The organism is Vibrio sp. Isolate34 (genome assembly GCF_022397915.1).
Taxonomy (GTDB): Bacteria; Pseudomonadota; Gammaproteobacteria; order Enterobacterales; family Vibrionaceae; genus Vibrio.
This window is the reverse complement of the sequence record NZ_JAKEUO010000019.1, coordinates 1-26,933: the sequence shown is the minus strand read 5'-3', so window position 1 is coordinate 26,933 and position 26,933 is coordinate 1. Positions and strand designations below refer to the sequence as shown.

Genomic DNA, 26,933 nt, shown 5'->3' with positions numbered 1-26,933 from the left:
CACCATTTATTGAGCTATCAGTAGTGTGAGTCAAGACTCCACGGTTTATGTTTACACCCTATTCATGTCCTGCGCATAGGTTCGTGCGTCAAATTGTTATGAGCGTAATATATACAGGTTAAAGGAATTGACAGGAACGTCTTTGCCTCTGTGTTTTTGTGCTTTTATTTTGGAAAGATCTAGTGGCTGAACCAGCAAAAGACATTAATTCGATCTACGCTTCATATAATCTAACTCAACATCAGTACATTGAAATGACAGAGAATGAGTCTTATACACGAGCGAAAAGTAAGTGGTTAATATTTCAATCAAAGCAAGCACGTAATACTGATCACTTGGTCGGTAAGAAGCAGGCAGGTATAGAAACGGAAGCGATATGAAGCGCCTTCTTTTTACTAGTTTACGTGGTGGTTGTGGATCTACGACTATAACTGCAAACCTTTCACAGGCTTTAGTGAAAATCAATAAACAGGTATTGGCGATAGATACTTCACCTGAGAATCTTTTAGGGCTCCACTTAGGTCTTCCGTGTGACGAGAACGACGGATGGGCAGTTAGAAGGCTGTGTGAACTAAGTCTGTTTGACGCGGGTTATCAGAGCCCACAAGGGGCGATGTTTCTTCCTTTCGGGCAGTTATCTTTTGAACAACACTATGAGTTTGAACAAAATCGAGTTCAACACCTGAATTCGTTAATAAATACTACATTAAATGTTAGTGAAGAGGAGGGTGAACAGTGGCAATTGTTCCACTCACCGCTATCTGATCTCACCAACCTAACAGCCCACGGCGCTATTGATGCGATAGATGTGGTATTTATTACCGTTACGGCCGATGCCGTTAGCTATAGTGCGCTTCAGTCCTGGATTCAAAACTATCCTTTCTTTGATGACTTGTTAGAGAAGAATAAGATCCGACTTGTCATTAATCACTATCAACCAGAAACTGAAGTCGGTCGTGATTTCATGCTCGTATTAAAGAAAGAATTTGGTTCAATATTAGTACCAGTATTACTCCATCGTGATACCGCTCTGCTAGATTGTGTTGCTAACCTTACTACGGTTCAGCATTTCTCTCCGGTTAGTCAAGCTGCTAAGGACTTTCAATCCTTGGCTTTTTGGTGTGTTTCAACGTTTTCATCTCATTATTCTCAAGGCTAACTAATGCGTAGCCTGAATTTGATTTTCCAACCTTGGATAACGGAGCAATTTAAGTCTCAAACGAGAACCTACGAGAAGTACTGGAATTGCAATAGTACAAGAGTAGGGCAGATGATTTTGTCGATATGGTTCTCGTTTTGTTTTACTCTTTTGAAACCTGAAATAGCGGGGATTGCTACATGGAAGCTGCCTCTGTATTTGTACCCACATATTAACTTTACAGCTCCAAGGCTACTTGACCCTGTTCGATTCATGATTCAAACGTTGTGGCTTGTTTTCTTTAAGCAAAGACCTTGCAAATTCTTGTCTAAGAAAGTGTTAGCTGGCGCTAGCGATGCTTTGTCTTGGTTGAAAAACGCATTTTATATACCGTTCTCTCAAATATCTAAATTGGTTCTTTGGCTAGAGAAGGCTGCGGATCAAACCAATAGCTCCGAAGTACGTGAACGTATGAACGAAAGCAAATTGGTTATGTTTTTGAACTATATGCTGCTTTTCATTGTCGTTTTTATTGCGTTGCTTTGTTTTACCGTTCCTTTTGGCTATCAAGCTCAAACCGTGTTCATATTATTGCTTTGGGCGTTGGCTATGATGGTGCGTCGTATGCCTGGACGTTTCCCCACCATGTTGCTGATTATTCTTTCGGTGACGGCTTCGTGTCGCTATCTGTGGTGGCGTTACTCATCGACTTTAAATTGGGACGACCCGGTAGCTCTTATCTTGGGGAGTATTTTACTTTTGGCAGAAACTTACTCTTGGATTGTACTTTTGCTGGGCTATTTTCAGAATATTTGGCCTTTGAGTCGCAAGCCTGTGTCTATGCCAAAAGACCATTCAAGTTGGCCTACGATCGATTTAATGATTCCAACTTACAATGAAGATTTGGATGTTGTTAAAGCAACAGTTTATGCGTCGCTTGGGGTTGACTGGCCAAAAGATAAACTGAACATTCATATTCTTGACGATGGTAAGCGTGACAGTTTTCGAGACTTTGCTAATAGCGTCGGAGTTAATTATATCCGTCGTCCGACTAATGAACACGCCAAAGCGGGCAACATCAACTATGCGTTGAAGCAAACCCATGGTGAGTATGTGGCTATTTTCGATTGCGATCATATTCCGACGAGAGCTTTTTTTCAGTTAACCATGGGAATGTTTCTTAAAGATCCAAAGCTTGCGTTGATACAAACGCCTCACCATTTCTTTTCTCCTGACCCGTTTGAGCGCAACTTGTCGAATTTTCGAAACGTGCCTAATGAAGGGAGTTTGTTTTATGGCTTGATTCAAGATGGCAATGATCTTTGGGACGCGACTTTTTTCTGTGGTTCTTGTGCTGTTTTAAGGCGTGACCCGTTAGAGGAAGTTGGCGGTATTGCTGTTGAAACGGTAACAGAAGATGCACACACTTCTCTCAGAATGCATCGTCTTGGTTATCGTTCTGCGTATTTAAAACAGCCAATTTCAGCAGGCTTAGCGACTGAAACCCTATCAGCACACGTTGGTCAACGTATTCGATGGGCTAGAGGTATGGCGCAGATATTCCGTGTAGATAACCCACTGATAGGTAAAGGGCTTAAATTGTCACAGCGACTTTGTTACCTAAACGCGATGATGCACTTTTTATCTGGTATCCCGAGGATAGTATTTTTAATAGCCCCACTCGCATTTTTGATTTTACACTCGTATGTCATTTACGCACCGGCACTTGCCATTATTCTCTATGTGTTACCACATATGATACATGCCAGTATGACGAATTCGCGAATGCAGGGTGACCATCGTTACTCATTTTGGGGTGAGGTCTATGAAACAGTGTTAGCTTGGTACATCGCAAGACCAACGACTGTTGCACTGTTTGCTCCACATAAAGGTACTTTTAATGTTACAGCCAAAGGTGGTTTAGTTGAGAAGTCTCATTACGACTGGGTGATCTCGAGACCATATTTAGTTCTCGTTGCCCTCAATATTTTAGGGGCTGGTGTTGGTTTCTATCGCTTGGGCTGGGGACCAAATGATGAGATTGGTACCGTTATGGTTAATTTGATCTGGACCTTATACAACTTGTTGATATTGGGGGCAGCGGTTGCTGTAGCAGTTGAGGCGAAGCAAGTTCGTAAAGACCACCGAGTAGAAGTTTCAATGCCAATTTGGGTTAAGCTTCATACAGGACATTTAATTCAGGCGGAAATGAAGGATTTTTCTTTAGGCGGTATTAGGGTTGTGATCGATGATGCCGATGATAAAACTTGTGAGTATTTACTTGGTCAGTGTTTAGACGTTGTGCTCAAACGTGGTGGACAAGAATTCGTTTTCCCAATGACCGTTGCTTACGCATCTAAAGGTATTTTTGGACTTCGTTTGGAGGAGTTGTCTCATCAACAGCAAGTTCAATATGTTCAATGTACATTCGCTCGAGCTGATACATGGGCGAAATGGCAGCAAGGATATCAGTCAGATAAACCGTTATCGAGCATGCGAGCAGTGCTCCAAGTTGGTTTTAATGGCTATAAACGTTTATTGAAACACAGCCCTAATTTTATAAGAGTTTCTGTGGATTTACTTTTAAATAGTTTCGTATTTATTTGGTCGTTGAGACCACGCTATGTCCCAATCAGGACCCAAAGTCATGCTAAATAATAAAACAATAACGGCGTTAACAGCACTCTCAATCGCGTGCTTTTCGGGTAATGCCGCCGCAAATAATGTTAATCAATATCAACTAGAAGCGCCTGCTGAAGGGTTGCTGAGCCTGAGTGAAAGTGCCGAAATCGTGCAGCGCGTCATTCCATTTAGTCAACTGGGCTATAACGGTTCGATTGCGATTCAAGGGAGTGAGGCAAGTGCTTATGTTGGGTTCGGCTCTCGCCTTGATGAGGTCGTTTCACAGGCGACTTTATATTTTGATATAACTCCATCTCCAGCACTGTTGTCTTTGGTTTCTCACGTAAAAGTGTATTTGAATAATGAACTGATGGGAGTGACGTCTATTGTTGATGGGCAACAAGGACAAAAGCTGAATTTATCTATACCGCTAGATACGCGTTATTTCAGCAATTATAACCAAATTCGCTTTGAGCTGATTGGCAACACAAGAACAGATTGCGCAAATCCCAATGATTCGAGTATTTGGGCTGAGATCAGTCAAAGTAGTCGAATTGAAATGTCTGTTCAGAAGACAATGATCAAGAGTGATTTGAGCTTATTGCCAGCCCCATTTTTTGATGTTCGAGATTTTAACAAGTTGGATCTGCCCGTTGTTTTAGGAGACCAATATAGCCTTGATGATATTAAAGCGGCGGGTGTACTCAGTTCATATTTTGGCGCATTGGCTAGTTGGCGTGGGGCAAATTTTCCTTTGAGTTTTGATACTTTGCCAGATCGTAATGCAGTAGTTTTTGTTACAAATGACAATAAACCCGACTTTTTACGAGATTTCCCTGATACAGATGGCCCCTATCTACAAGTGATCACTCACCCTACGGATCCTTATGTAAAACTTCTTTTAGTCGTTGGCCGTGATAGCGACGACTTAAACACGGCAGTCCAAGGGTTAGCATTAGGTCATCAAGTCTTGACGGGGCCGATTGCGAAGGTTAACGATGTTAAACAGATCAAACCACGAGTTCCTTATGATTCGCCAAACTGGGTTAGTACAGATCGCCCTGTAGCTTTGTCTGAGCTTGTTGAGCAGAAAAGTGTGCTTCAAGTTGAAGGTCGTACGCCTCCGCCAATTAGTGTCAGCCTGCGCTTACCACCGGATCTGTTTACTTGGCAGAGCCGTGGTATACCGATGGATTTAAACTATCGTTACTCTCCGCCAACCGATGATCACTCTGGGTCTCGTTTGACGTTAAGCATTAATGACCAGTTCATTCAAGCCTTTAACTTAACAACAGAAGGGCAGGGTGGCGATTCCAATCGTGTAAGGGTCCCATTGCTTGATGACAGTTTTTTAAGTTCGGGTGATCGAGTAAGAATCCCCGCATTTAAGGTTGGTAGTAAGAACCAAATCGACTTTGAGTTTGGCTTTGCTTCTGTGACTGATGGACAGTGTCAAGTGACACAACCTAGTAAGCAATACGCGGTGGTTGATGGCGATTCAACTATCGATTTTAGCGGTTTCCCTCATTACATTGAAATGCCTAATATGCGTGCATTTGCGACTTCGGGTTTTCCATACACAAGGATGGCAGATCTGTCGGAAACAGCGATTATTTTGCCAAAGGACGCACCAAGAGAAGCATTACAAACTTTTCTCAATATTATGGGGTCTTTAGGCAGAGACTCTGGTTACCCGGGTCTTCAGGTTATGCTAACCGATAATTGGGATAGTGAGTCTTTGGCAGATAAAGACATACTAAGTATTGGTGTTGCTAGTGAGCTTCAACAAGCAGGCTATGCTCCAGAGCAGTTGAATATTGTTATGGAAGCTGGAGAACGTCAAATCCGATTGCCAAGTAAAAATGAGGAACAACTTGGCATGAACTGGATGAGTCCTTCGAATACAGAGCAAGATGCAACCGACTATGTTTCAGTAGAAGCTCATGGTTCATTCGCCGCAATTTATGGGATGGAATCGCCATTTACAAGCAATCGTAGCTTAGTGTCAATTATGGCAGCACAACCGTCTGATTTTGCTGCTATAGACAGTGCGTTAAGCGATTCAGGTAAAGTCCAACACATGTTTGGTTCGCTTATTACGGTCAGAAATGACGAGGTTGCAAGTTACAATGTAGGTGCCCATTACTATGTTGGCGAGCTACCAGTCTGGCAGTTGATTTGGTATCACTTTTCGAGTCATCCGATTCTTATTGCCTGCTTTGCTGCGTTGATGATGGTTATTGTAACCATCGTGTTATGGCGAGTATTACGTCAAATCGCGGCTCAGCGCTTAGAAAAAACAGAGGGGGATGAACAATGAAGAAGTTAATGTTTTTGTTGTCGCTCTTATTGTCTCCTCAGCTTATGGCTGCGACATGTGAGTGGCCTCAATGGAGCAATTTCAAATCAATATACATTGAGAATGGGAGAGTAATTGATGGCAGTGATGAACGTTTGATCACGACGTCAGAAGGTCAGTCTTATGCTTTGTTTTTTGCGTTGGTAGCTAACGACCAGCAGACATTTGATCAAGTATTGAAATGGACACAAGCGAACCTAGCTGGTGGTGATTTAACGGCTAGGTTACCTGCGTGGTTGTGGGGAAAAAGACTTGATGGGCAGTTTGGCATACTCGATACAAACCCAGCTTCAGATTCTGATTTGTGGATTGCTTATGCGCTGGGTGAAGCAGGACGTTTATGGAATAACTATTACTATCAGTCATTAGGGCATCTTTTAGCTGCTCGTATATTGAGAGAAGAGTCGGTTGATGTAGCAGGTGTTGGGACGACTTTGCTTCCAGCTCCAAAAGGCTTTGATCTTGGTAAAGGTAGCTATCGTTTGAACCCTAGTTATGTTCCTTTACAGTTGATTGCTCGGATGAAAGAGCTCTATCCACAATACTCGTGGGATTCAATGTACCAATCGAGTACTTTGATACTTGGTCAAACATTGACTGCGGGTTTTAGTCCTGATTGGGTAACTTTGAATGGCAAAGGATTTAGTGAAGACAAAGTCACAGGGCCAATTGGGAGCTATAACGCAATTCGAACATACTTGTGGGTCGGTATGCTCAATGAAAAAAATAAAGAGAAAGAACATTTAGTTAAGAAAATGGGGCCGTTTGCTACCGCTATTGAGCGGTTAGGCGCGCCCCCACGTGAGGTCGATACAGAAACAGGTAAGTATTCTCAACCCGGTAGCGCCGGCTTTTCAGCTGCCGCGTTACCTTTCCTTGCTTCAATGGATTATTCCAATCTTCTTGAGGCACAGGTTACTCGCGCTCAAAATGAACTAGTGACTAGCAGGAACGATCATTATTACGACAATGTGTTGGGCTTATTTGGTCTTGGTTGGCACAACGAACGCTTCCGATTTGGCGAACATGGTGAGTTGCAACCTAAATGGGGCAAGCAATGTCAGTAAGGGTAGGTTCTTATTGGTTAGCTCCCGTTATTGTAGCGAGTAGTATTTGTTCTGCTGGCACAGTACTGGCGGTTGGCGTTGATTCGACACCTCTATCTGAGGCGGAACGTGAGTTGGTTTATCAGCCAGTTCAGTTGGTTCAGCTATCTTCTTCTCTTGAACGAGTTGATTCCGTGGATTGGCTAATCAAACAGCTAAAACTTGCAGACGCAATTGGTCGTGACGATATTGTAGAAAGTACTCTACAAAGGCTGTTTGCTATTGAAAGAGCTAACTTGTCTGGGCTTTATTATCAGGGAACTATGTTCTTGAAACGTAAGCAGCCTGAATTGGCAGAGCAAAGCTACGAACGCTTAAAAGACATTGCTCCTAACTCACCACAAACCCAGTCTCTGTCTTCGATAATGGCAATTCAAGGTGAAAAGCGAGCTGATTATCAGCGAGCAAGGTTATTGGCTAAATCAGGTCGCTATGTAGAAGCCATCGAAGCTTATCAAACTGTTTTTCCTAACGGGATGCCTTCTGCTGCGCTTGAACTTGAGTACTTGCAGCTTCAAGCCAACCTAGATGATAACTGGGATAAAGTGAAGGTTGGACTTGAACGTCTTAATGCTGATTACCCGGGTGTTCCTCAATTTCAGCTTGCATTGGCAAACCATATACGAAAAGTAGACCCGGGTGACCCTTGGATTTTGGATACGTATCGAGAACTGGCGTTGGCTCCTATTGTAGGAACGAGTGCTGCGACTTCTTGGTTAAGAGCTTTAGATCAATTACCTATTTCAAAGCAAGTGACGGAGCAATATGCAGTCCTCGCGAGTTACTACCCTTCAGACTTAGAGATTCAAAAAGCAAATCAAGCGGCTAGGAAGCGTTGGATCCAAGAACAAGAGTTACGTAAAGATCCTACTTACCTAGCAAAGCTAAAAGGGTTAGAGTTGCTCGAACTGGGAAAAACCGATCAAGCAGAAGCGCAGTTGCGTTATGCCATTACCACGCGTCCCAATGATCCGGAGATTTTAGGCGGGATGGGGAAAGTCTATCTGCGAAAGGGGCAACAACAAAAAGCACTTGAGTATTTCAAGCAAGCTCAATTATTGGATAAGAACCCAGATACTTCTTCTAAATGGACTACGTTGGTTGAAACATCTCAGTATTGGGCATATTTAGATCAGGGAGATCTCCAGTTAGCCAGAGGAGAACTTGGAGACGCTGAACGATTATACCGTAAGGCGATAGCGCTAGATAATACACAACCATATGCTTTTGTCGCTCTAGGCGCTCTCTTCCTTGAGGAAAAAAAGTATTCGTCCGCTGACAAGGCTTACTCACAGGCTTTGTCGCTTGATTCGCTGAATGGTTCGGCATTGCGTGGAAGACTTGACGTTGAGATTTATCAAGGGAATTGGCATGAAGCTAGAGAAGTGGCTAACCAATACTCCTCAGCCCAGAAGTTAGTGGTTGAAGATAAAATTAGCAGTATTGATTCTGAGATTATCCTGATTCGCTTAAGAGACGCCATTGCTAATAATGATGACAAGGTGATGGCTGAATCTGTCGAAGCGCTAATCAAATTAAATCCGGGTTCTCCTTGGCTTAGATTAGATATTGCAGGTGTTGTTCGTTCTATGGGGAATAAACCCCGTGCAGATCAATTGATGGAAGGTTGGGCAAAAGATACCTCAGATCCTGAAATGAAGTTCGCTTATGCACTGTATCTTGCACAGAGCTTGAGAGTTGCCCAAGCCATTGTTGAACTAGAAAGTGTTCCACAACAAGATATAACCGACTCCATGCAGCGAAACCTTACCCGGTTAAAGTTAGACTCTGAGCTTCAGGGTATCGAAATACGTTACCAGCAATCACCTAAATCGGTCTCAGAAAAATTAAGGGATCTAGAAGTCCAATATCAAGGTCAAGTTCAACCATTATCTCGTATTGCTAGCGCTTGGGTTGATGTTGGTGAAACCAAAGAGGCGGATAGGATTTACAGGAGCATTGATTCGTCTTCATTTATCTCTACTGATGAGCAGCTCGCTTATGGTGGGTTGATGGTTAATTTGAATAAATTTGAAGATTTTGATACTTGGTTTAATGGATTGGCTCCGAGTTTTGATGCGCAAGAATTTACTGCATCAGAATTTATACAGTTTGATGAACTCAGAACTCGACGTATTTTGTCTGAGGCTGACTTAATGCTAGAAAATGAAAACTTAGATCGTTCTTTAGCGCTTTACAGTCGGGTATTGTCAGAGCCTGAACCTTACAAAACCCAAGCTGAAATTGGTATGCTGCGTACCAGTGCTATGAGTGGAGATACCGCTGTCTATGACCAATATCGTCCTATTCTAAGCCAAAAGGCTGACGTGTTATCGGCATCACAATTGATGACAACGGCGAATGTATTCAATCAGCAAGGTAATGTGCAAGATGCAAATCAGCTCAACGCATTACTAGATACTAAGGCAGATGCGGGCGCGCTTGAATACCGAGACGGTATGGCAATTGCGATGAAAAATCGCCAGTGGTCACTAGCGGAAGAGAGAGCTTATCAAGCATTGAACAGTGACCGAATAGAAAAAACGAGTCAACAAGGCACTTTAGAAACACCAACTCCGTCGCTACGAGATTTGTACAATGAAAGTGATGATTATTGGTTAACACGAAACGTAAAATCGGATTTAGATGCGTTACATGACCGTAGTGATGGTCACATTATTATTGGTTGGGATTACAGTGCTCGGGATGGTCAAAATCAATCAAATCAAGTACCGATTGAAGCTAGGTTGCCTATTGAAGAATGGGAAGGCCACCTGTTGCTTAGAGCCGACTATGTATCAATTGATTCAGGTAACCTTGAATATTATGACAAATCATCGAATTCATCAGGCAAACAGTTCCAAGATAGCTCATCAGGTTTGGGTTTGGGTGTTGGTTGGCAAGCTAAAAACTGGAGTGCTGATATTGGTACAACACCAGTAGGTTTTGACCACACGACTTTGGTTGGTGGTGTCAGTATTGAGGGTGACTTAGGGCAGTTCGGCTGGACCGCAGTTGCCTCTCGTCGTCCAGAAACAAGCAGTACACTCTCTTACGCGGGAATGTTAGTTCCTTCTGGTACTCCCGATATAGAGGGAACTAAGTGGGGGGGAGTTGTAAGAACGGGAGTTAAGTTTAATACCAGTTGGGATATTGGAGGGCCTTACGGTTTTTGGAGCAGCCTTCAATATCACACGCTAACGGGTGAAAATGTCGAGGATAACAATCGACTTGGTGTTCTTGGTGGGGCTTATTACAAGTTGATCTCTAACGATCACGAGCGTTTGAGTATCGGAACAAACCTGATTTATCTTGGGTATGATAAAAATCTTGGTGAGTATTCGCTGGGCCATGGTGGTTATTACAGCCCGCAAAGTTATCTGTCGGTTTCGTTACCTGTTAATTACTACGGTCGATACGACAACACTTGGTCATATTTATTAAGTGGCTCTATTTCCAATTCATGGACGCAAGAAGATGCACCTTACCTGAGCCCAAATGGTACGTCTGAATCGGGTGGGGGCTTTGGTTCTTCTTTTCAAGCAGCTGTTGAAAAGCGCGTGAGTAAGCGTTGGTATTTAGGTGCATTACTGGATTTACAGCGCTCGGAGTTTTACACACCGAACCATTTTATGTTGTATGCCAAATATACCTTCAATGACCGTTGGCAACCTATTGAGGTTCCTCCTGCAACGCCAATCCTGTACAGTGATTTTTACTAGAAACCAAGACTAAACAATCCCAAAGCGGCTCAAGAGAGTCGCTTTCTTTATATTTTTGTAAGTAAACTTTCACTAATTATCAGATCGCTCGATAACCTCCCCAATGTCACACTTCCCAAACTCATATTCAGATTTACTCGTGAATTGATTTTTTATCAACACTGTATGCATTGTTAAGTCAACACGTGCTGAATAAGTTACAAATTATTAACGAAAGTAGTTTGAAACAAACAGCAGTGTTCGACACATTTTGTTGTGTCGGATATTAGGGGAAGAGAATGGAAGTAATTGTAATTGGTAGCGGCGTTATTGGGTTGACCAGCGCATGGTATCTGGCGAAAGAGGGCCACTCGGTGACGGTTATCGACCGCCAGGATAGTAGTGGTAAAGAAACCAGTTTTGCGAATGCCGGGCAAATTTCTTACGGTTATTCTTCACCATGGGCAGCTCCTGGTATTCCGTTGAAGGCGATGAAGTGGCTTACTCAAGAGCATGCGCCACTAAAAGTGAAGCCGTCACTTTCCCCTGAATTAGTTTCTTGGGCGACCAAGATGCTCGCCAACTGTAACGAAGCCAAATATGCTGTGAATAAGTCACGCATGTTAAGAGTGGCAAACTACAGTCGAGACTGCCTCACTCATCTAAGAACCACTGAAGAGTTGGCTTATGAAGGTAGGCAGAAAGGCACGCTACAAGTCTTCAGAAACGAAAAGCAACTGGACGCGATTCAGCAGGATATGAAGCTACTAACAGAGAGCGGAATCGAACACTCGTTGTTTGGTGTTGATCAGTGTCTTTCGGTGGAACCGGGTTTGGCGGACGTGAAAGATAAGCTGGTGGGCGGTTTATACTTACCTCATGATGAAACGGGTGATTGCCATCAGTTCTGTTTAGCTTTGACCGAAAAAGCTAAGAAGCTTGGCGTTCAGTTCGCGTTTGATACTGAAGTGGTGAGTTTGAATCATCAGAACCAAACCATAAAAAGCATTATGACAACCCAAGGTGAATTCAGAGCGGACGCTTATGTGGTGGCTTCGGGAAGCTATTCTCGTGAACTGCTCAAGCAAGTCGATTTATCTATCCCTGTATATCCCGTGAAGGGTTATTCTCTGACATTGCCGATCGTGAGTGCGGAAAAGTCACCAACTTCAACGGTTATGGATGAGACCTACAAGGTAGCGATGACTCGCTTCGACGACCGAATTCGTATTGCAGGGACTGCAGAGCTTGCAGGTTTCAATTACCTGATTCCAGAAAAACGTAAAGCTACGATTGATATGGTGATAAAAGATCTTTTCCCACATTCGGGTGATTTCTCGAAGGCAGAATACTGGACAGGTTTAAGGCCGATGACGCCAGATGGCACACCTATCATCGGCAAAACACCGATTAAGAATCTGTTTACCAATACTGGTCACGGGACGTTGGGTTGGACGATGGCATGTGGTTCAGGAAAGCTATTAGCGAGTGTGGTCAGTGGCTCGGATTGCGATATAAAAGCAGACGACTTGAGTATCCATCGTTACATGTAGTTCATCAAAAGACTTGGTCATACGAATTAGCCCATGTTTATTATTAAGCATGGGCTGATTTGGTTTAAGTGTTACGGCTTATCGGGTAGTGGTTTCTAACACATGCGTGAATCTTTCCCACGATTTTTGGTCAGCTTCATTTTGGTAATTATTGGAGCCGAACACGGTAAACGCATGGGGAGCGCCACTGTAGGTGATCATTTCATGTGGAACTTTGGTCGTTTCAAGTTCAGCGGCAAGGTTGCCAAAATCTTGCATTGAAATCATGGTATCAGCCGTTCCGTGGAACACGACAACCGGAGCCTTAGTCTGCGAGTAGTCTTGGCCTTTCGGTGTTGATAAACCGCCATGGAAGGTGACATAAGCCTTCGAAGGAATTCCAGCACGAGCCGCTTCCAATACAGCAGCTCCGCCAAAGCAGTATCCCATCATCACGTTATTATCTAAGTTGCCGCCAAGTCTTTTCGCTTCCATGGCTCCAGCGTTGAGCAGCGCACGCATTTTCTCTCGGTCCTTGTACAGCTCGCCTGTGTGTTGCTTTTTGTCTTTCACTTCGGTTGGGCGAATGCCTTTACCAAATAGGTCGATGGCGAACACGTTGTAACCGAGTTCGTTGAGCATCTCAGAACGCTTCTTTTCGTAATCCGTTAAGCCATCCCAATCGTGTATTAGCAGCACCAGAGGCGCTTGGTCACTGGCTTCACTCCAATAACCTTCGTAGTCCATTCCGTCGACTTGGTAAGTAACGTTTTCTCCAGAAATTGCTGAAAAGGGTAGTAAAACTGAAAACAGGCCGAGTGTAGTGAGTTTTCGCATGCGTTATTCCTTTAGATGACAATGACGTTCCAATCGAAAGTATAGATAACACGATGATTCTCGCCAGATTTCTGTTTCTAATTTGAAGTGTAAGCGTAGAGGTGCAAGATGAAGGGGGAATGCTCAAACAGCCATCACGATGAAGTGTGATGGCTGTATGACGGTGTTCTTAGATTACGGAAATTTGCATATCCAGAGCTAGGTGTGACGGGATGCAATTACCAGGAAGCGTTGGTCGTGCTAAGGCACATATCCGGATATTTTCGCTGATAGCGTGGCAACATCGATTCGTTACCTAAGATGCCACCTTGGTGAATGTAGATAATGGTTTTGGTTGGGTTATCTTGTTGCCATTTTTCTAAGCATTGCCACATCAATGGGTCGTAAAGCAGGTCAAACTCGATGTCGGTTTGCTCTTGCAGATCCAACCAAGTTTGATAGTCCTGTTGATACAATTTTCCAAAGTGGTGTTTGGTTTCGAGCGATAAAATCTGTGGGTGATCGGTTTCACCTAGCTCATTAAATTGTTGCGTTAAATAGTCGCTGCCACCAACACAAGCACAGGTTAACACTGGGATGTTGTGCAGTTTTAAATGCTTATGAAGGTACAGGGCAGTACTGCCTGTGCCCGCGGGCAGTGCAACCACAAAATCGTGTTGGTTTTCGAAGCGAGTCCAGCTCAGTATTTCCATTGCCAATTGCTTAACACCATACTCAGCAAGCTGAGAGCGTCCACCTTCAGGTAATACAATGCAATGGGAGTCAGGTTGTCTTACTTGATCTATATACTCTTGTGGATGAAGTTCAGAGCCCGTCTCTTTGACGGAAATAACCTTAGCCCCAAGGTCAATCGCACCACGGTAATTACCGATAGGACGTTCTTGTAGCCATTGAGGGAGGTGGTCGACGTAAAACTCAAGCGTCCAGCCTTTAATTTTTGTAAGTGCGGAGAGTGAGAACAGAGAGTTCGCCTGCGCAGAACCATAGCTGATCAAGGTGGTGGTTTTTGGGTGATCGTCTTCCAGCAGCTTCATGAATTTACGGGCTTTGTTGCCGCAAAAATGGGAGTGAAGCTGATCGTCACGCTTTAAGAAAAAGGTGTGGTCGTTAAATTGATGCTGAGTTACAGGGCTATTATTTAGTTTCATCGCACTTAAACAAAATGCTGACTAAAGAGCCAGCATTTTTAAATCAAATAGGACGGACGAGTATCTAGTAGCCAGAGGCGGCTGTAAACCAACTAAATCAAGTTTTCGTTCGATATTGATGCAGATGAATCGGTTTGAAAAGTGATCTTGGCTGTGCATCCACCACAGCTGCGATTGAACAATTCAAAGTCCCAATCAAAACGCTGACACAAGTCATCGACAATCAACAAACCTAGCCCGTGTCCATTCGGATTGTATTGTTCCTGCAGGCCTTCGCCTTGGTCTTCAATAACAAGACAGCCTTGTGAAAGGATTACCGTTACTGTACCGCTATTGGTGGCTGCAATCGCGTTTCTCAACAAGTTTCCGACCAACATATTCATGATCGCGCTGGTGGCTTGAATGGTGGGTTCTGATTGAACTTGTAAGGTTATCTCGACTTCCTTCTCGTCTGCCTGTAGCGAGTTTTTCGAAACGATTGTCTCTAGCTCTTGCTGGCTGAATAAACGCAGCGGTGCATCGTCACTGTTTCTTTCATAACGAACCAGACCAAGTAAGGCATCGACCATTTCTGACATCTGAACAATGGCGTCATCGATACGCTCAACCTGGCGAGATTGAAACTCAGTTGTTTCACTGCGAAGGAGTAGCTTATTCGCTCCGCGAGCAACTGTCAGCGGTGTTCTCAATTCATGGCTTGAATAGCGAGCAAAGGCTTGTTCACGTTTGACTAACGAATTGATTTCTCGACGATATTGATTGAGCTGATCAGTCAGTTGACGAAATTCCACCGCCGCATCATCACTCACACCAAACTCTTCGTTGAGATTAAGCTTATTGGATTCGAGTTGCTCGGATAGTAAGTTAAAAGGCTCAATCAGTCGTTTCGACAATCGATAGAGTAAAGCTCCAAAGCTAAAAATCAAAACGGAAAGTAGTGTTAAAACGAATGTTGTTGCGTACACCAATTCGTCATGACTAAACTCGACTCGGTCAACTTCAGACAAAAGGATGATTGGATAGGTTTCCCCTTCATCAGAATACTCACCGACATACACCATACGTGAATCAGGCTCTTCTCCTACTTCACCAACAAAGCTATCTTTACCTTCAATGTATTTCCGGTATTCGGCAGGTATGAATGAAATGTTATTGTATGCCATGGTAAGGCCATCGATACGAATTTTACCATTCTCTCCTGACTGAAACTGCTCGACCGCATAGTTTCGATCAATCAAGATACGTCTTTCCCCCACGCGATCTTCTGATAGATAAAGCGCAGACATAAACACTATGTAGGTAAAAACCGAGACAATAACCGCCATTACCCCAAAGAAAAGCGCAAGGCGGCCGGTTAAGGTTTTGGTGCTTGTGAGAACATTTAGGATCAATTCGACGACTCCAAACGGAATCCAACTTTAGGCACAGTGATTAACATTTGCGTGTCGAAAGGCTTGTCGAGTTGATTACGCAATTGATAGATGTGACTGCGTAACACATCGTTATTGGGCTCGTCTTCTTCCCAGAGCTTGTATGAGATATCTTCGCGAGTCACTACTTCAGGTGCGTTTTGGCAAAGCATCTCAAGTATGGTGTAAGTGGTTGGGTTCAGCACAAGTAACTTGTTTTGGCGGTAAGCTTTACGAGTCTTTTGGTCTATGGTGAGCTCATCGAACTGAAGTTTAGAAGAGGCGACCTTTCCGCGGTACCGACGAACCAGTGCATTCATTCTTGCTTCTAGAATATCCAAATCAAAAGGCTTGGTGAGGTAATCATCGGCACCATGTTCAAAGCCATTTAGCATATCTTCTCGGCTATCCAGTGCAGTCAGCATCAAAATGGGTGTCGCGTTGCCTTGGTCTCGCAGTTTATTACAAACCGTGAGGCCGTCCATTCTTGGCAACATCAGATCCAATATGATGATATCAAATGAGTTTTCCAACGCGAGTTGTAGGCCAAGTTCACCGTTGTCTGCGTAATCGAGTTCCATGCCAATACACTCAAAATAATCAAATAAGACACCTGCAATTTCACGGTTATCTTCGACTAATAGAACTCGCTTCATTTTGATTCTCATACAGAAATAAACAGTAACATTATCCTGAGTGAGCGTGAAAAATATGTCAATAACATAACTTTCACTTATAGGAGGGTAGATTGGCTTCAGATTAAAAAATGGAAGAACGTATTATGTCTGAACTTCACATTAGCCGCCCTAAGATATCCACATCGCAGATTAAACCTGCGGTATCTCTTTCAATCATTGTGCCTTTCTACGATGAACAAGAGGTGCTGGAAGAGTTTCACTCTCGCCTGACTAAGGTTCTCGATAGCTTACCGATCACGAGCGAAATTGTTTATGTCGACGATGGCAGTAAAGACAACAGCTTGGACTTGGTGAGTTCATTTACTTCAATCAACAGCTCAATTTCTGTTATTGGTTTAAGCCGTAACTTTGGTAAAGAGTCGGCCATGAGCGCTGGCCTTGAGCATTGTCGCGGACAAGCGGTGATTCTGTTAGATGCAGACCTGCAAGATCCGCCGGAGCTTATCCCACAAATGGTTGCCAAGTGGCGCGAAGGCTATGACGTCGTCAACATGCAGCGCAGCCAGCGCGACGGTGAAACCTGGTTTAAGAAGTTTTCAGCGGCGAGCTTTTACAAAGTCATGAACGTGGCTGCGAAGATCGATGTTCCTGAAAATGTCGGTGATTTTAGATTGTTGAGCCGTGAAGTCGTTGACCATATCAATCAACTTCCTGAACGTAATCGCTACATGAAAGGCATTTTCTCTTGGCCGGGGTTCAGGCAAGCGACGATCCAATTTAAGCGCGATGCTCGCTTTTGCGGCGAGACCAAATGGAACTACTTGAAGCTGATTGGCTTAGCGATGGATGGCATTACTTCATTCTCTATTCGACCACTGCGTATTGCAACGGCTGTCGGTGGCCTTGTTGCCCTAACGGCTTTTGTGTATGGGATGGTCATCGTGTTCAAAACCCTGATGTTTGGTGAGCCTATCACGGGTTACCCATCAATGATGGTCGTTCAACTTGCCCTTGGCGGCATTCAACTTTTGAGTATTGGTTTGATGGGGGAATACATAGGTCGTATTTTCATCGAAACCAAGAATCGTCCTTTGTATCTGATCCAATCCGTGGTCGATACACCTGCATTAAAAACACATTTTAAATTAGAGGAGTCAGCATGAGCCTGAACCGAACGCACCTATGGTATTTGTTGGCTTTTGCATTGATTCTAAGGCTTTTATCTTTGGCAACTTATCCATTAATGGACACCACTGAAGCGCGCTACGGTGAAATGGCTCGTTTAATGGTGGAAACAGGAAACTGGTTAACACCGCAATTCGACTACGGCATTCCTTTCTGGGGTAAGCCACCGCTGTTTACATGGATGAGTGCTGCGGGTATTGAGTTGTTCGGCCTAAGTGAATTTGCCGTTAGAGCACCTCATTGGTTAGCGGGTGTCGTAACGATTTTGCTGACGGCTTACATGGCGAAGCGAACAGGACGAAGTGCGTTGGTCGCAGCCGTAGTGTTGGCGACATGCGGTATTTTCTCTATCGCTGCGGGCGCAGTGATGACTGACATCGCGTTAACCTTGGCGATGACCATTGCCATGTTGGGTTTCTATCTATGTTGGCTAGGAGGAGAGGCTCAGAAGGGAGAAGGGAATGAGAAGACCAATAGAAATTGGGGCTACGTTGGCTTTATTGGTTTAGCGTTAGGTTTGCTTGCAAAAGGGCCGGTAGCGATTGTCATCATGGGTATCGCAGTTTTCCCTTGGTTGGTATTACAACATGGCTTCTTTGGTGCTTTCAAAGCGCTTTGGCAACGTTTCCCACTGTTGTCTGGCTTAGGTGTGATGTTAGCGATCGCGCTGCCATGGTACATCATGGCAGAAATGGCGACACCGGGTTTTATTGATTACTTTATTGTTGGTGAACACTTTAAGCGTTTTGTAGTCAGTGGTTGGGAAGGGGATCTGTACGGATCCGCTCATGATGAAACACGAGGCATGATTTGGATATTCTGGATCCAAGCTGCTGCGCCTTGGTCGATTGTATTGCCGATATTGGCGTTTGCTCGACGTAAGAAAATTGTGGAAATTAACGCTGAGAATAGCGGGCTGTTTTCATTCCTTGTGTGTTGGTTGGTTTCACCTCTGATTCTTTTCACTATGGCGGGCAATATTCTTCCTGCTTACGTTCTGCCAGGTATTCCGGCTCTGGGTTTGTTGATTGCTATACTCGTAGTGGAAAAAGATAAGAAGTGGTTCTCTAGCGTTGCTTTAGTTTTGCCTGTGTTGCTGATGGTAGCGATGGTTTACCTGAATCTAGGCAAGGCGAACGAGAAGAGTGACCGTATCATCTTTGAACAGATCACCGATTCATCGCCAAGTTTTTATGTTGGTAAACGACCGTTCTCTGGGCAGTTTTATAGCCACGGGCAAGCAAAAAAACTGCTTGATATCGAACAACTAGATGGCATCGACAAATTCTATTTGATTGGTAAAAGAGCAGAAGTAGAAACCAAGATTAAAGACAACGCGTTAACGTGTATTTTGGAACCAACGGTGAAAATAAAGCGCGCTTTGTTTAGTTGCCATAGCCAAAATATCAAACCAAATTTGTCGCTGAGCCACATTAGAAGTGCAAGTGATGTTCAGCGTTAACTCAGGGCTGAAAATGATCAATAACAAGCTTCAGACACACACTCAAAGGCTTCAGTCCCATCACAAGATGGTTCGGTTCGCTGTGGTTGGTGTGGGTGGGTTTGTTGTTGATTGTGCGGTGTTTGCCTTGCTGCATTACATGGTTGGTTTGCCTTTAATGACGGCGAGAATTGGCTCTTTCATTGCGGCTGCAACGACAACTTGGTTTGGTAATCGTGTGCTGACTTTTGGGTTCAAAGGGCAGGGTAGTTGGTCTGAAAAACTGATTCAGTGGCAAAAGTTCATGTTCTCAGCGTCGATATCTGCAGTACCTAATCTCTTGTGCTTCAAGTTGATGACTGAATTACTGCCAGCGTTTACTGGCGCTGTGTTTATCGCGATGGCCGTTGGTATTTTGGTCGGCATGGTGACGAACTATCTGTTTAGTCAGTATTGGGTCTTTACCCGCTAAAAAAGAAAGAGAAAGGCAAGTCGTACAATGACTAGCCTTTTCTATTGAACGTTAACTATTGAGAACGACTGCTAATTCTAACTCTGCTCTTTGCCTTCGTTCGCTTGTGTAGGTAGAGCCTGTTTCGTTTGAGCCGCTTTTAGTTGCCAGTTCTTGATCGCGTAACAAATTAAACCTAAACCCAATCCCCAAAACGCGCTGCCAACTCCGGCAAAATTAATCCCAGAAGCGGTAAGCAAGAAGGTGAGGAGTGCAGCCTCTCTATGTATCTCATCAGCAAGTGCCGTCGTTAGGCAGTTCGCAAGAGTTGGCAATAAGGCTAATCCCGCAATGGTTATAATGATGGCTTGCGGAACCGATGAGAACAGAGACACAAAAGTTGTGCCTAATATCCCTGCCAACAGATAGAAACCTCCCATCGCCAGTGCTGCCTTATAACGACTTTTCGGGTTTGGGTCAGCGTTCGGGCTCATGCATATTGCGCCTGTTAACGCTGCCAAGTTAAAGGCAAAGCCGCCAAAGGGCGCAAGTAATAACCCCGTAATGCCTGTTGTTGTGATAATTCGTGATGCTGGTGGGTTATAGCCGTTGGCTTTTAACACCGCGAACCCAGGAAGGTTTTGCGATGCCATTGTTACCACAAATAGTGGAATTCCAACACTCAACAGCGACGCCAAGTCAAAATCTGGGGTGATGAACATAGGTTGAGTCAGCGTTAAGCTCACATCCGATAAATCGAGTTTCCCCGCGACGCCACTCATGATAACGGCAAGCAGTAAGATAAAAGGAATCAACAAATTACCAAACTTAGGCTTAGCAAAAATATACGCGGCTAACATAGTGCCGATGATAATTGCTTCTTGAGACAAAGAGGTAAATATTCCGATGCCAAACATCCACAACACACCTGCTAGCATTGCAGAGGCAATCGATGTGGGGATTCTCTTAAGTAGCGTATCAAAGATGCCTGTTAGACCCGTAATGGTGATCAGCAGCGAGCTAAATAGGAAGATCGCCACAGCTTGCTCTACGGTGAGCCCATCCAACGAGGTGATAAGTAGCGCAGCACCGGGCGTAGACCATGCGGTCACGACTGGCTGTTTGTATCGCCACGAAAGCGAAATCGTCGACACACCCATACCAATTCCGAGCGCCCAAAACCATGAAGCGATCTGTTGCTGACTTGATCCTGCACTGGTCGCCGCTTGGAAGATGATCGCCGCCGCACTCGCATAACCGATAAATACTGCAATAAAACCAGTACTGATGTGAGAAAACTTAATCTGACCCATACTAACCACTCTCGTTGTGCGTTATAACATACATAGAACTAACTTAGCATTCGTGCGTTATAGCGCACAAGTGTTATTTGTATAAATTTTGTTCGTGATAATTTTAGTCATGAGCAAACTTAAGTAGGTAGATGAACGAAAACATGCCGAAGAACATGAATGTAGAAGCTAGCGTTAATCTAAAAGAGAGCTTAAGTGGTCAAGACGAGTTGCAAGTCAGCCACAACCTAAAACGAATTCGTAAAGAGAAAGGGTGGAGCCTAGACGCGACCGCAAAGGCGACTGGAGTCAGTAAAGCGATGCTCGGTCAGATTGAGCGTGGAGAGTCTAGCCCGACCGTAGCCAAGTTATGGCAAATCGCGACGGGCTTGAACGTTTCGTTTTCTAGCTTGATTCTGTCTTGCTCTAGTGATGAATTGGTGAGCTTGTTCCGAGACGCTAATGAACTGCGCGATGAAAGCCTGAATAAGGGCTTCTCAGTCAGTGTTGTTTTTCCTTTTGAACCCTCGTTAGGCTTTGAAGTGTATGAGCTTGGGCTAGCAGAGAACTATGAGCACTATTCTGAACCACACAGTACTGGGGTGATTGAGCATATCTTGTGTGTCTCAGGTCGTATGGCGGTGTTCTTCGATGATAGCTGGTATGAACTGAGTCCGGGACAAGCGGTGCGTTTTAATGCCGAACAACTTCATGGATACAAGAACATCGGAACTGAACAAGCGGTTTTCCATAACATCATCCATTATCCGGATCAGTGGCAGCGTTCATAACTGTACTGGTTACGGCTTGGAAAAGCTTCAAGACACAAAAAAGCGCAGCTAAATAGCTGCGCTTTGTATTTTATTATGACTAAGTTTATTGGCTCACAATATTAGCGTTGTGTCGCGCGTTGGCGATTCTTTCCGTTGCCAGCAGGTTTGCCACCTTGACCATTGCCGGCTTTGTTGCGGTTTCCGCCGCCATTGCCTTGTGATTGACCACCAGGGCCTTTCTTAATGAAGCCAGTAGCTGGCTTACGAGCGTTGCCATTACCGCCACCGTTTTGCTTTCCGTTACCTTGGTTAGCATTGCCTTGGCTGTTACCGTTACCATTCGGCTTTTTACCACCAGGCTTATTGTCACCAGATTTGGAATGGTTGCGTGGCTTCTCGCCGCCTAAACCCGGTTGAGATTTGCTGTGCTTCGTTGCAAAACGCTGCGATCCGTGACGACCAGATTTACGACGTTGTGCAGGTGTTTGTGCATCAAAGTCTTCTTCCGGAATCAAACAGCCCGGCTTGTCACCGATAAGGTGTTTCTTACCCATATCGATTAGCGCTTCACGGATGATCTTCCAGTTTTCTGGATCGTGGTAACGAAGCAGTGCTTTATGCAGACGACGTTGACGGTCACCTTTAGGTACTGGCACATCTTCACGCTTCTTATATTTCACACGCTTCAGAGGGTTAGTCTCTGAGTAGTACATCGACGTTGCATTACACATTGGCGATGGGTAGAAGTTCTGTACTTGGTCACACTCGTAGTTGTGCTTTTTCAGCCACAACGCAAGGTTAAGCATGTCTTCATCTTCTGTGCCCGGGTGAGCCGAGATGAAGTAAGGAATTAGATACTGTTTCTTACCGGCTTCCGCGCTGTACTTCTCGAACATCTCTTTGAAACGATCGTAAGTGCCCATGCCCGGCTTCATCATCAGATCCAGAGGGCCTTTTTCAGTATGCTCTGGAGCAATCTTCAAGTAGCCACCTACGTGGTGCGTCACAAGCTCACGCACGTATTCCGGAGATTCAATCGCCAAGTCGTAGCGAACACCAGAAGCAATCATGATCTTCTTAACGCCCGGTACTTTTCTCGCAGAGCGGTACAGGTCAATCGTGTGTTGGTGGTCTGTGTTTAGCTTCTCACAGATTTTAGGGAACACACATGATGGACGACGACAGTTAATCTCTGCTTTCGGATCTGAACAACCTAAACGGTACATGTTCGCCGTTGGGCCACCCAAGTCAGAAATCGTACCGGTAAAGCCAGGTACTTTATCTTTAATGTCTTCGATCTCATCCAAGATAGATTCTTTCGAACGGTTTTGAATGATACGACCTTCGTGCTCTGTGATTGAACAGAAAGAACAACCACCAAAACAACCACGCATGATGTTCACCGAGGTTTTGATCATGTCGTATGCAGGAATCTTCGCTTTGCCATACATCGGGTGAGGAACACGCTTGTAAGCAAGGCCAAACACGTAATCCATCTCTTCAGTCGTCAGTGGAATTGGTGCTTGGTTAACCCAAAGTTCACGGTCACCGTGACGTTGAATCAAAGCACGACCTGAGTACGGGTTTGTCTCTAGGTGCAAGATACGGCTAGCGTGAGCGTAAAGAATACGGTCGTTGTTTAGCTTCTCGTATGCAGGGATACGAACGGCTGTTGTTTTTGCATCGTGACGAGAAGGGCGAATCGTGATCGGCTGCGCTTTTACTTCTTCTTTCTCATCCTTCTTAGTATCACATTGCGTTTCCACTTCGTACGGGTTTACCGGCACGTAAGCTTTGTTCGGCTTTTCGATACGAGAAGAGTCGATGATTTTGAAGCCTTCAGGCGCTGCAGCAAGATTGATTGCCGTACCGCGAATATCTGTCAGCGTTGACATGTCTTCGCCATCAGCGATGCGGTGTGCCACTTCAACCAGTGCGCGCTCAGCGTTACCAAAAAGAAGGATGTCTGCTTTTGCATCAAACAATACAGAGCGACGAACTTTATCCGACCAGTAATCGTAGTGCGCAACACGGCGCAAGCTCGCTTCAATACCACCAAGAACGATTGGTGTGCCTTTGTAGGCTTCGCGACAACGCTGAGAATAAACCAGAGTTGCACGGTCAGGACGCTTACCACCTTCGTTATTTGGCGTGTAAGCATCATCGTGACGTAATTTGCGATCAGAGGTGTAGCGGTTGATCATGGAGTCCATGTTACCCGCTGTGATGCCGAAGAATAGGTTAGGTTTACCTAGCTTCATGAAGGCATCTTTATTGTCCCACTTAGGTTGAGCAATAATGCCCACGCGGAAACCTTGAGCTTCAAGAAGACGGCCAATGATAGCCATACCAAAGCTCGGGTGATCGACATAAGCGTCACCAGTTACAATAATAATGTCACAGCTATCCCATCCAAGAGCATCCATCTCCTTTCTACTGGTAGGCAAAAAGGGTGCAGTTCCGTAGCACTCGGCCCAGTATTTTTTGTGTTCGTGAATAGGAGTGATATCGCTGTACATATTTCGACCTCTGATTTTTGAGGCGGGAATTATAGCGACATGCGCCCTGACTAGCCAGTAGAACATGTCCCTGTTAGTTCTGATGTCTTTCGTGTTATCGCTTTTAAAAGCAGCAAAAGAGCCATGCAACAGCATAGTTGAAGCCTTGAATAACGTCGCTAATTTGTGATTTTGATTAGTGTTCGCTGCAGTTTTTGATATTATTCGCGAAAATAAGTCTGAAGAAGTAGATCCACAATGGTCGAAACGTTATTAGTACAATTTGCTCCAATGCTTTTAGGAGCCCAACTGATCTTAACCCTCATCTTGGTGAAAGGGGATATTTGCCCGGGACAACGTGGCCGTATTCACAAGATGTTACCTGCAATTGGCGTGTTGTGGCTGGCGGTTGCCTCAGTGAAAATTGAAGCCTTTCTGGTCGTGTTCGCAATCTTTTATTTCTATTCTCAAGTTCAAACCAAAAAGACACGTGATTCTGGTCCTATCTGGGTAATGTATTTGGCGTGTGGTTTGGCGTTGTCGTACGTTGCTATTCAAGCGACTGAGCAAGCAACCACAGTCGGTATCATTACGACTCTGCTGTTGGTGGTATTGTTAGGCGCTGCGTTTGGTCATTTACTGCTGACGATCGCAAGAACGCGTTTGCAAGCGTTCCACCGTGTTCTTCCTGTGGTGGGTGTATTGACGGGTATGTTGGTGGTACTGGCGACAGTCGTGAATGTTTACTCACTCTCTGAAGCTCAGTTAGAGCCAGTAATTTCCACTTTGCTATTTAGCTTTGCTTTGTTGATCTCTTCTATCGTGGTGTGGTGTTGGCATCTACTGTTCGTTAAGACACCTGAAAAGCTTCAACTGACGGTTTCATTGCTGATGTTATTAGCGGCTGCTGTTGGTTTAACGCCAGTTTGGGCTCTGTAACTTTGGGTATGGTAACCACGTATCTGATTTAAGAAGTGTGATCTGTTTTTTAGCGTGACCTTAGTAAGCGTTCTAAACTTAATTTTAGTTAGTGTGTTCGTAAGGAGTACGAGATGGATTTAAGCAACGTCAAAAGTTTGGATAGCATTATCTTGCTGGGAATAGTGAACGAGAAACTGCGCTTAGAGTGCGACAGTTTTGAAGAGCTCATTAGCATGTATGAGATGGATATAGAAAGTGTCGTCGGTAAGCTTGATATGCTTGGCTATCAATACGACCCACTGACTAACCAGTTTAAATCTTACGCAAGATAGTCTATTTTTCGCGAATCAACAGATATCGAAAATCATCGGTACTGAAACTAAAAAGTCACAGATTATCTGTGACTTTTTTTGTTTCTGGCATTTGTCTCTTGTGCTTGGTGTAAGCGGAGTTAGCTGATGATGGTTATTGTTAAACGACCTCAATACCATCAAGGTGACTCTTACTTTGCTGCCTTGCTGTGCTAAAGAAAGCCTGTAGGTAGCGCTTGTCTTTTTCTGAGTTTCTCACCGCTGCAAACAGTCTTCTCGAGAGTCCTTTCCCTAATGGCTTACTGGCGATTAAGCCTTGTCGTGAAAACTCACTGATTGCCCAATTTGGCAATGCCGCGACACCTAGCCCTGCCGATACCATTTGAACCAACATCAATGTGTTGTCAGCCTGTTTCCATTTCTTCGGTTCAATACCAGCAGGTTGCAAAAAGTGCTTCACTACATCCAAGCGCTGCTTTTGAACAGGGTAGGAAAGCATAGTGAGATCGCTAAGATCTTGCGGTTCAATGCTTGGTTTGTCAGCCAAAGGCGAATTAATTGCAGTGATCAAACGCATCTCGAAATCGAAAAGTGGCTCGTAGTGAACTTCTGAACGCGGCTGAATGTCTGAGGTGATCACCAAGTCTAATTCGCCAGCCATTAATGCGGGTAGGGGTTCAAAACCAAAGCCCGATGAAAAATCTAATGTCACGCTTGGCCAAGCAACTTGGTACTCCTTCAAAGCGGGCATTAACCATTGGAAGCATGAGTGACACTCGATCGCCATGTGCAAACGCCCATTCACATCCTCTTTCAGGCTTGCGAGCTCGTTCTCTGCTTTAGCGATTCTTGGCTGTATCTCATCGGCGAGCTTAAGCAAAATCTCACCTTCAGAGGTGAATTTAACTGGCCTAGTTTTACGAAGGAAAAGCTGACCGCCAATACGCGCCTCAAGGTCTTTCAATTGGTGAGAAAGCGCCGACTGCGTCAAGTGAAGAGAGGTTGCAGTTGCTGTCAGTGAGCCGCTGTCTCTCAAGGTGGTCAATGTTCGAAGGTGTTTAAGCTCTATCATGAGTATTCCTCATATTCCCTAAGCCAATTCAATATTTCTTAATAATCACCCTACGGGTTTTTTTATTATTTGTAAACGTCTAGATGTCCAGATGGATTTAAGTTCCTCATCTTTGGTTTATTCAAGATGAATATTTTTAATAAACAAGATGAATATTTGGACGTTGTTCATTATTCCTATTGGGTAGATAGTTTAGCCATCCAGACGCCTTTTTTAATAATCAAAATTACGACAGGCCGTTTGAACAGAAACTAGGGCATGTTGATCTTTCGAGAGTGTTTTTTGAACAGCATGGTAAAGAGTTATAATTTGCTTCGCCAAAAGTAAAACCATAACCAATACCATGCCAAGAACAATGCTAACTGATATTCGCTGGAAACTGCTACTCCAAGTTATGAAAAGTACAGGTCGTATTTACGATAAAACTGAACATCGAATGACATTTGAAGGAATACTTTATCGAATGAGAACAGGTATTCCTTGGCGGGATCTACCCTCT

Annotated in this window: 21 protein-coding genes; 14 read left to right on the top strand and 7 right to left on the bottom strand. The window is 44.4% G+C overall.

Annotation, left to right across the window (positions count from 1 at the left end; translation table 11 throughout):
• Positions 1–182: 182 nt before the first annotated feature.
• The 7 genes from L1D22_RS17900 to L1D22_RS17870 all read left to right on the top strand — a co-directional run bounded on the left by L1D22_RS17900 (position 183) and on the right by L1D22_RS17870 (position 12,479).
• Positions 183–380 carry a hypothetical protein gene (locus L1D22_RS17900; protein ID WP_239830733.1) on the top strand — a complete coding sequence of 66 codons (198 nt, stop codon included), beginning with the start codon at positions 183–185 and terminating at the stop codon, positions 378–380.
• Positions 377–1,159, top strand: a complete 783-nt coding sequence (gene bcsQ, locus L1D22_RS17895) for a cellulose biosynthesis protein BcsQ (RefSeq protein WP_239830732.1) — start codon at positions 377–379, stop codon at positions 1,157–1,159. The genes L1D22_RS17900 and bcsQ overlap by 4 nt, the downstream gene beginning before the upstream one ends.
• A 3-nt stretch (positions 1,160–1,162) precedes the next feature.
• Positions 1,163–3,796: a UDP-forming cellulose synthase catalytic subunit gene (gene bcsA / locus L1D22_RS17890; RefSeq protein WP_239830731.1), complete on the top strand. Its 2,634-nt coding sequence runs from the start codon at positions 1,163–1,165 to the stop codon at positions 3,794–3,796.
• A complete protein-coding gene (gene bcsB, locus L1D22_RS17885; RefSeq protein ID WP_239830730.1) occupies positions 3,786–6,080 on the top strand; it encodes a cellulose biosynthesis cyclic di-GMP-binding regulatory protein BcsB in 2,295 nt (764 codons plus the stop codon). The genes bcsA and bcsB overlap by 11 nt, the downstream gene beginning before the upstream one ends.
• Positions 6,077–7,186, top strand: a complete 1,110-nt coding sequence (bcsZ, locus tag L1D22_RS17880; protein WP_239830729.1) for a cellulose synthase complex periplasmic endoglucanase BcsZ — start codon at positions 6,077–6,079, stop codon at positions 7,184–7,186. Before bcsB ends, bcsZ begins: the two co-directional genes overlap by 4 nt.
• Positions 7,177–10,947: a cellulose synthase subunit BcsC-related outer membrane protein gene (locus L1D22_RS17875; RefSeq protein WP_239830728.1), complete on the top strand. Its 3,771-nt coding sequence runs from the start codon at positions 7,177–7,179 to the stop codon at positions 10,945–10,947. The genes bcsZ and L1D22_RS17875 overlap by 10 nt, the downstream gene beginning before the upstream one ends.
• A 278-nt stretch (positions 10,948–11,225) precedes the next feature.
• A complete protein-coding gene (locus L1D22_RS17870; RefSeq protein WP_239830727.1) occupies positions 11,226–12,479 on the top strand; it encodes a D-amino acid dehydrogenase in 1,254 nt (417 codons plus the stop codon).
• 78 nt (positions 12,480–12,557) lie between these two features.
• On the opposite strand, the gene L1D22_RS17865 is transcribed toward L1D22_RS17870, so the two are convergent.
• The 4 genes from L1D22_RS17865 to L1D22_RS17850 form a co-directional block, all read right to left on the bottom strand.
• Positions 12,558–13,295 (bottom strand): dienelactone hydrolase family protein, encoded by a 738-nt coding sequence (locus L1D22_RS17865; protein ID WP_060467434.1) that lies wholly within the window; start codon positions 13,293–13,295, stop codon positions 12,558–12,560.
• A gap of 218 nt (positions 13,296–13,513) precedes the next feature.
• Positions 13,514–14,443, bottom strand: a complete 930-nt coding sequence (locus tag L1D22_RS17860; RefSeq protein WP_239830726.1) for a 1-aminocyclopropane-1-carboxylate deaminase/D-cysteine desulfhydrase — start codon at positions 14,441–14,443, stop codon at positions 13,514–13,516.
• A gap of 92 nt (positions 14,444–14,535) precedes the next feature.
• Positions 14,536–15,834: a HAMP domain-containing sensor histidine kinase gene (locus L1D22_RS17855; protein WP_239830725.1), complete on the bottom strand. Its 1,299-nt coding sequence runs from the start codon at positions 15,832–15,834 to the stop codon at positions 14,536–14,538.
• Positions 15,831–16,508 carry a response regulator transcription factor gene (locus L1D22_RS17850; RefSeq protein WP_239830724.1) on the bottom strand — a complete coding sequence of 226 codons (678 nt, stop codon included), beginning with the start codon at positions 16,506–16,508 and terminating at the stop codon, positions 15,831–15,833. Before L1D22_RS17850 ends, L1D22_RS17855 begins: the two co-directional genes overlap by 4 nt.
• A 125-nt stretch (positions 16,509–16,633) precedes the next feature.
• Here L1D22_RS17850 and L1D22_RS17845 point away from each other — a divergent pair, with 125 nt between their 5' ends.
• From L1D22_RS17845 to L1D22_RS17835, 3 genes are read left to right on the top strand one after another with little or no spacing between them, the layout of a single operon-like run.
• On the top strand, positions 16,634–17,653 hold the full coding sequence (locus L1D22_RS17845) for a glycosyltransferase family 2 protein (RefSeq protein WP_239830723.1): 1,020 nt from the start codon (positions 16,634–16,636) through the stop codon (positions 17,651–17,653).
• Positions 17,650–19,137, top strand: a complete 1,488-nt coding sequence (locus L1D22_RS17840) for a glycosyltransferase family 39 protein (RefSeq protein ID WP_239830722.1) — start codon at positions 17,650–17,652, stop codon at positions 19,135–19,137. The genes L1D22_RS17845 and L1D22_RS17840 overlap by 4 nt, the downstream gene beginning before the upstream one ends.
• On the top strand, positions 19,124–19,588 hold the full coding sequence (locus tag L1D22_RS17835; protein ID WP_239830721.1) for a GtrA family protein: 465 nt from the start codon (positions 19,124–19,126) through the stop codon (positions 19,586–19,588). The genes L1D22_RS17840 and L1D22_RS17835 overlap by 14 nt, the downstream gene beginning before the upstream one ends.
• 77 nt (positions 19,589–19,665) lie before the next feature.
• On the opposite strand, the gene L1D22_RS17830 is transcribed toward L1D22_RS17835, so the two are convergent.
• Positions 19,666–20,880 carry a benzoate/H(+) symporter BenE family transporter gene (locus tag L1D22_RS17830; RefSeq protein ID WP_239830720.1) on the bottom strand — a complete coding sequence of 405 codons (1,215 nt, stop codon included), beginning with the start codon at positions 20,878–20,880 and terminating at the stop codon, positions 19,666–19,668.
• Between the two features lie 131 nt (positions 20,881–21,011).
• Here L1D22_RS17830 and L1D22_RS17825 point away from each other — a divergent pair, with 131 nt between their 5' ends.
• Positions 21,012–21,650 carry an XRE family transcriptional regulator gene (locus L1D22_RS17825; protein WP_239830719.1) on the top strand — a complete coding sequence of 213 codons (639 nt, stop codon included), beginning with the start codon at positions 21,012–21,014 and terminating at the stop codon, positions 21,648–21,650.
• Between the two features lie 101 nt (positions 21,651–21,751).
• Here the strand turns inward: L1D22_RS17825 and L1D22_RS17820 are convergent, their stop codons facing one another.
• Positions 21,752–24,151, bottom strand: coding sequence for a YgiQ family radical SAM protein (locus L1D22_RS17820; protein ID WP_239830718.1), 2,400 nt, complete (start codon positions 24,149–24,151; stop codon positions 21,752–21,754).
• 237 nt (positions 24,152–24,388) lie between these two features.
• Between L1D22_RS17820 and L1D22_RS17815 the strand changes: the two genes are divergently transcribed.
• Both L1D22_RS17815 and L1D22_RS17810 read left to right on the top strand, forming a co-directional pair.
• The gene (locus L1D22_RS17815; RefSeq protein WP_176680109.1) at positions 24,389–25,069 is read left to right on the top strand and encodes a hypothetical protein; all 681 of its coding nucleotides are present in this window, start codon (positions 24,389–24,391) and stop codon (positions 25,067–25,069) included.
• 113 nt (positions 25,070–25,182) lie between these two features.
• Positions 25,183–25,383 carry a DUF4250 domain-containing protein gene (locus L1D22_RS17810; protein WP_004741624.1) on the top strand — a complete coding sequence of 67 codons (201 nt, stop codon included), beginning with the start codon at positions 25,183–25,185 and terminating at the stop codon, positions 25,381–25,383.
• 139 nt (positions 25,384–25,522) lie between these two features.
• Here the strand turns inward: L1D22_RS17810 and L1D22_RS17805 are convergent, their stop codons facing one another.
• A complete protein-coding gene (locus tag L1D22_RS17805) occupies positions 25,523–26,434 on the bottom strand; it encodes a LysR substrate-binding domain-containing protein (protein WP_239830717.1) in 912 nt (303 codons plus the stop codon).
• Between the two features lie 343 nt (positions 26,435–26,777).
• On the opposite strand from L1D22_RS17805, the gene L1D22_RS17800 reads away from it, so the two are divergent.
• Positions 26,778–26,933, top strand: a 156-nt coding sequence (locus L1D22_RS17800) for a transposase (protein WP_239829853.1), incomplete at its 3' end; no start/stop codon positions are given.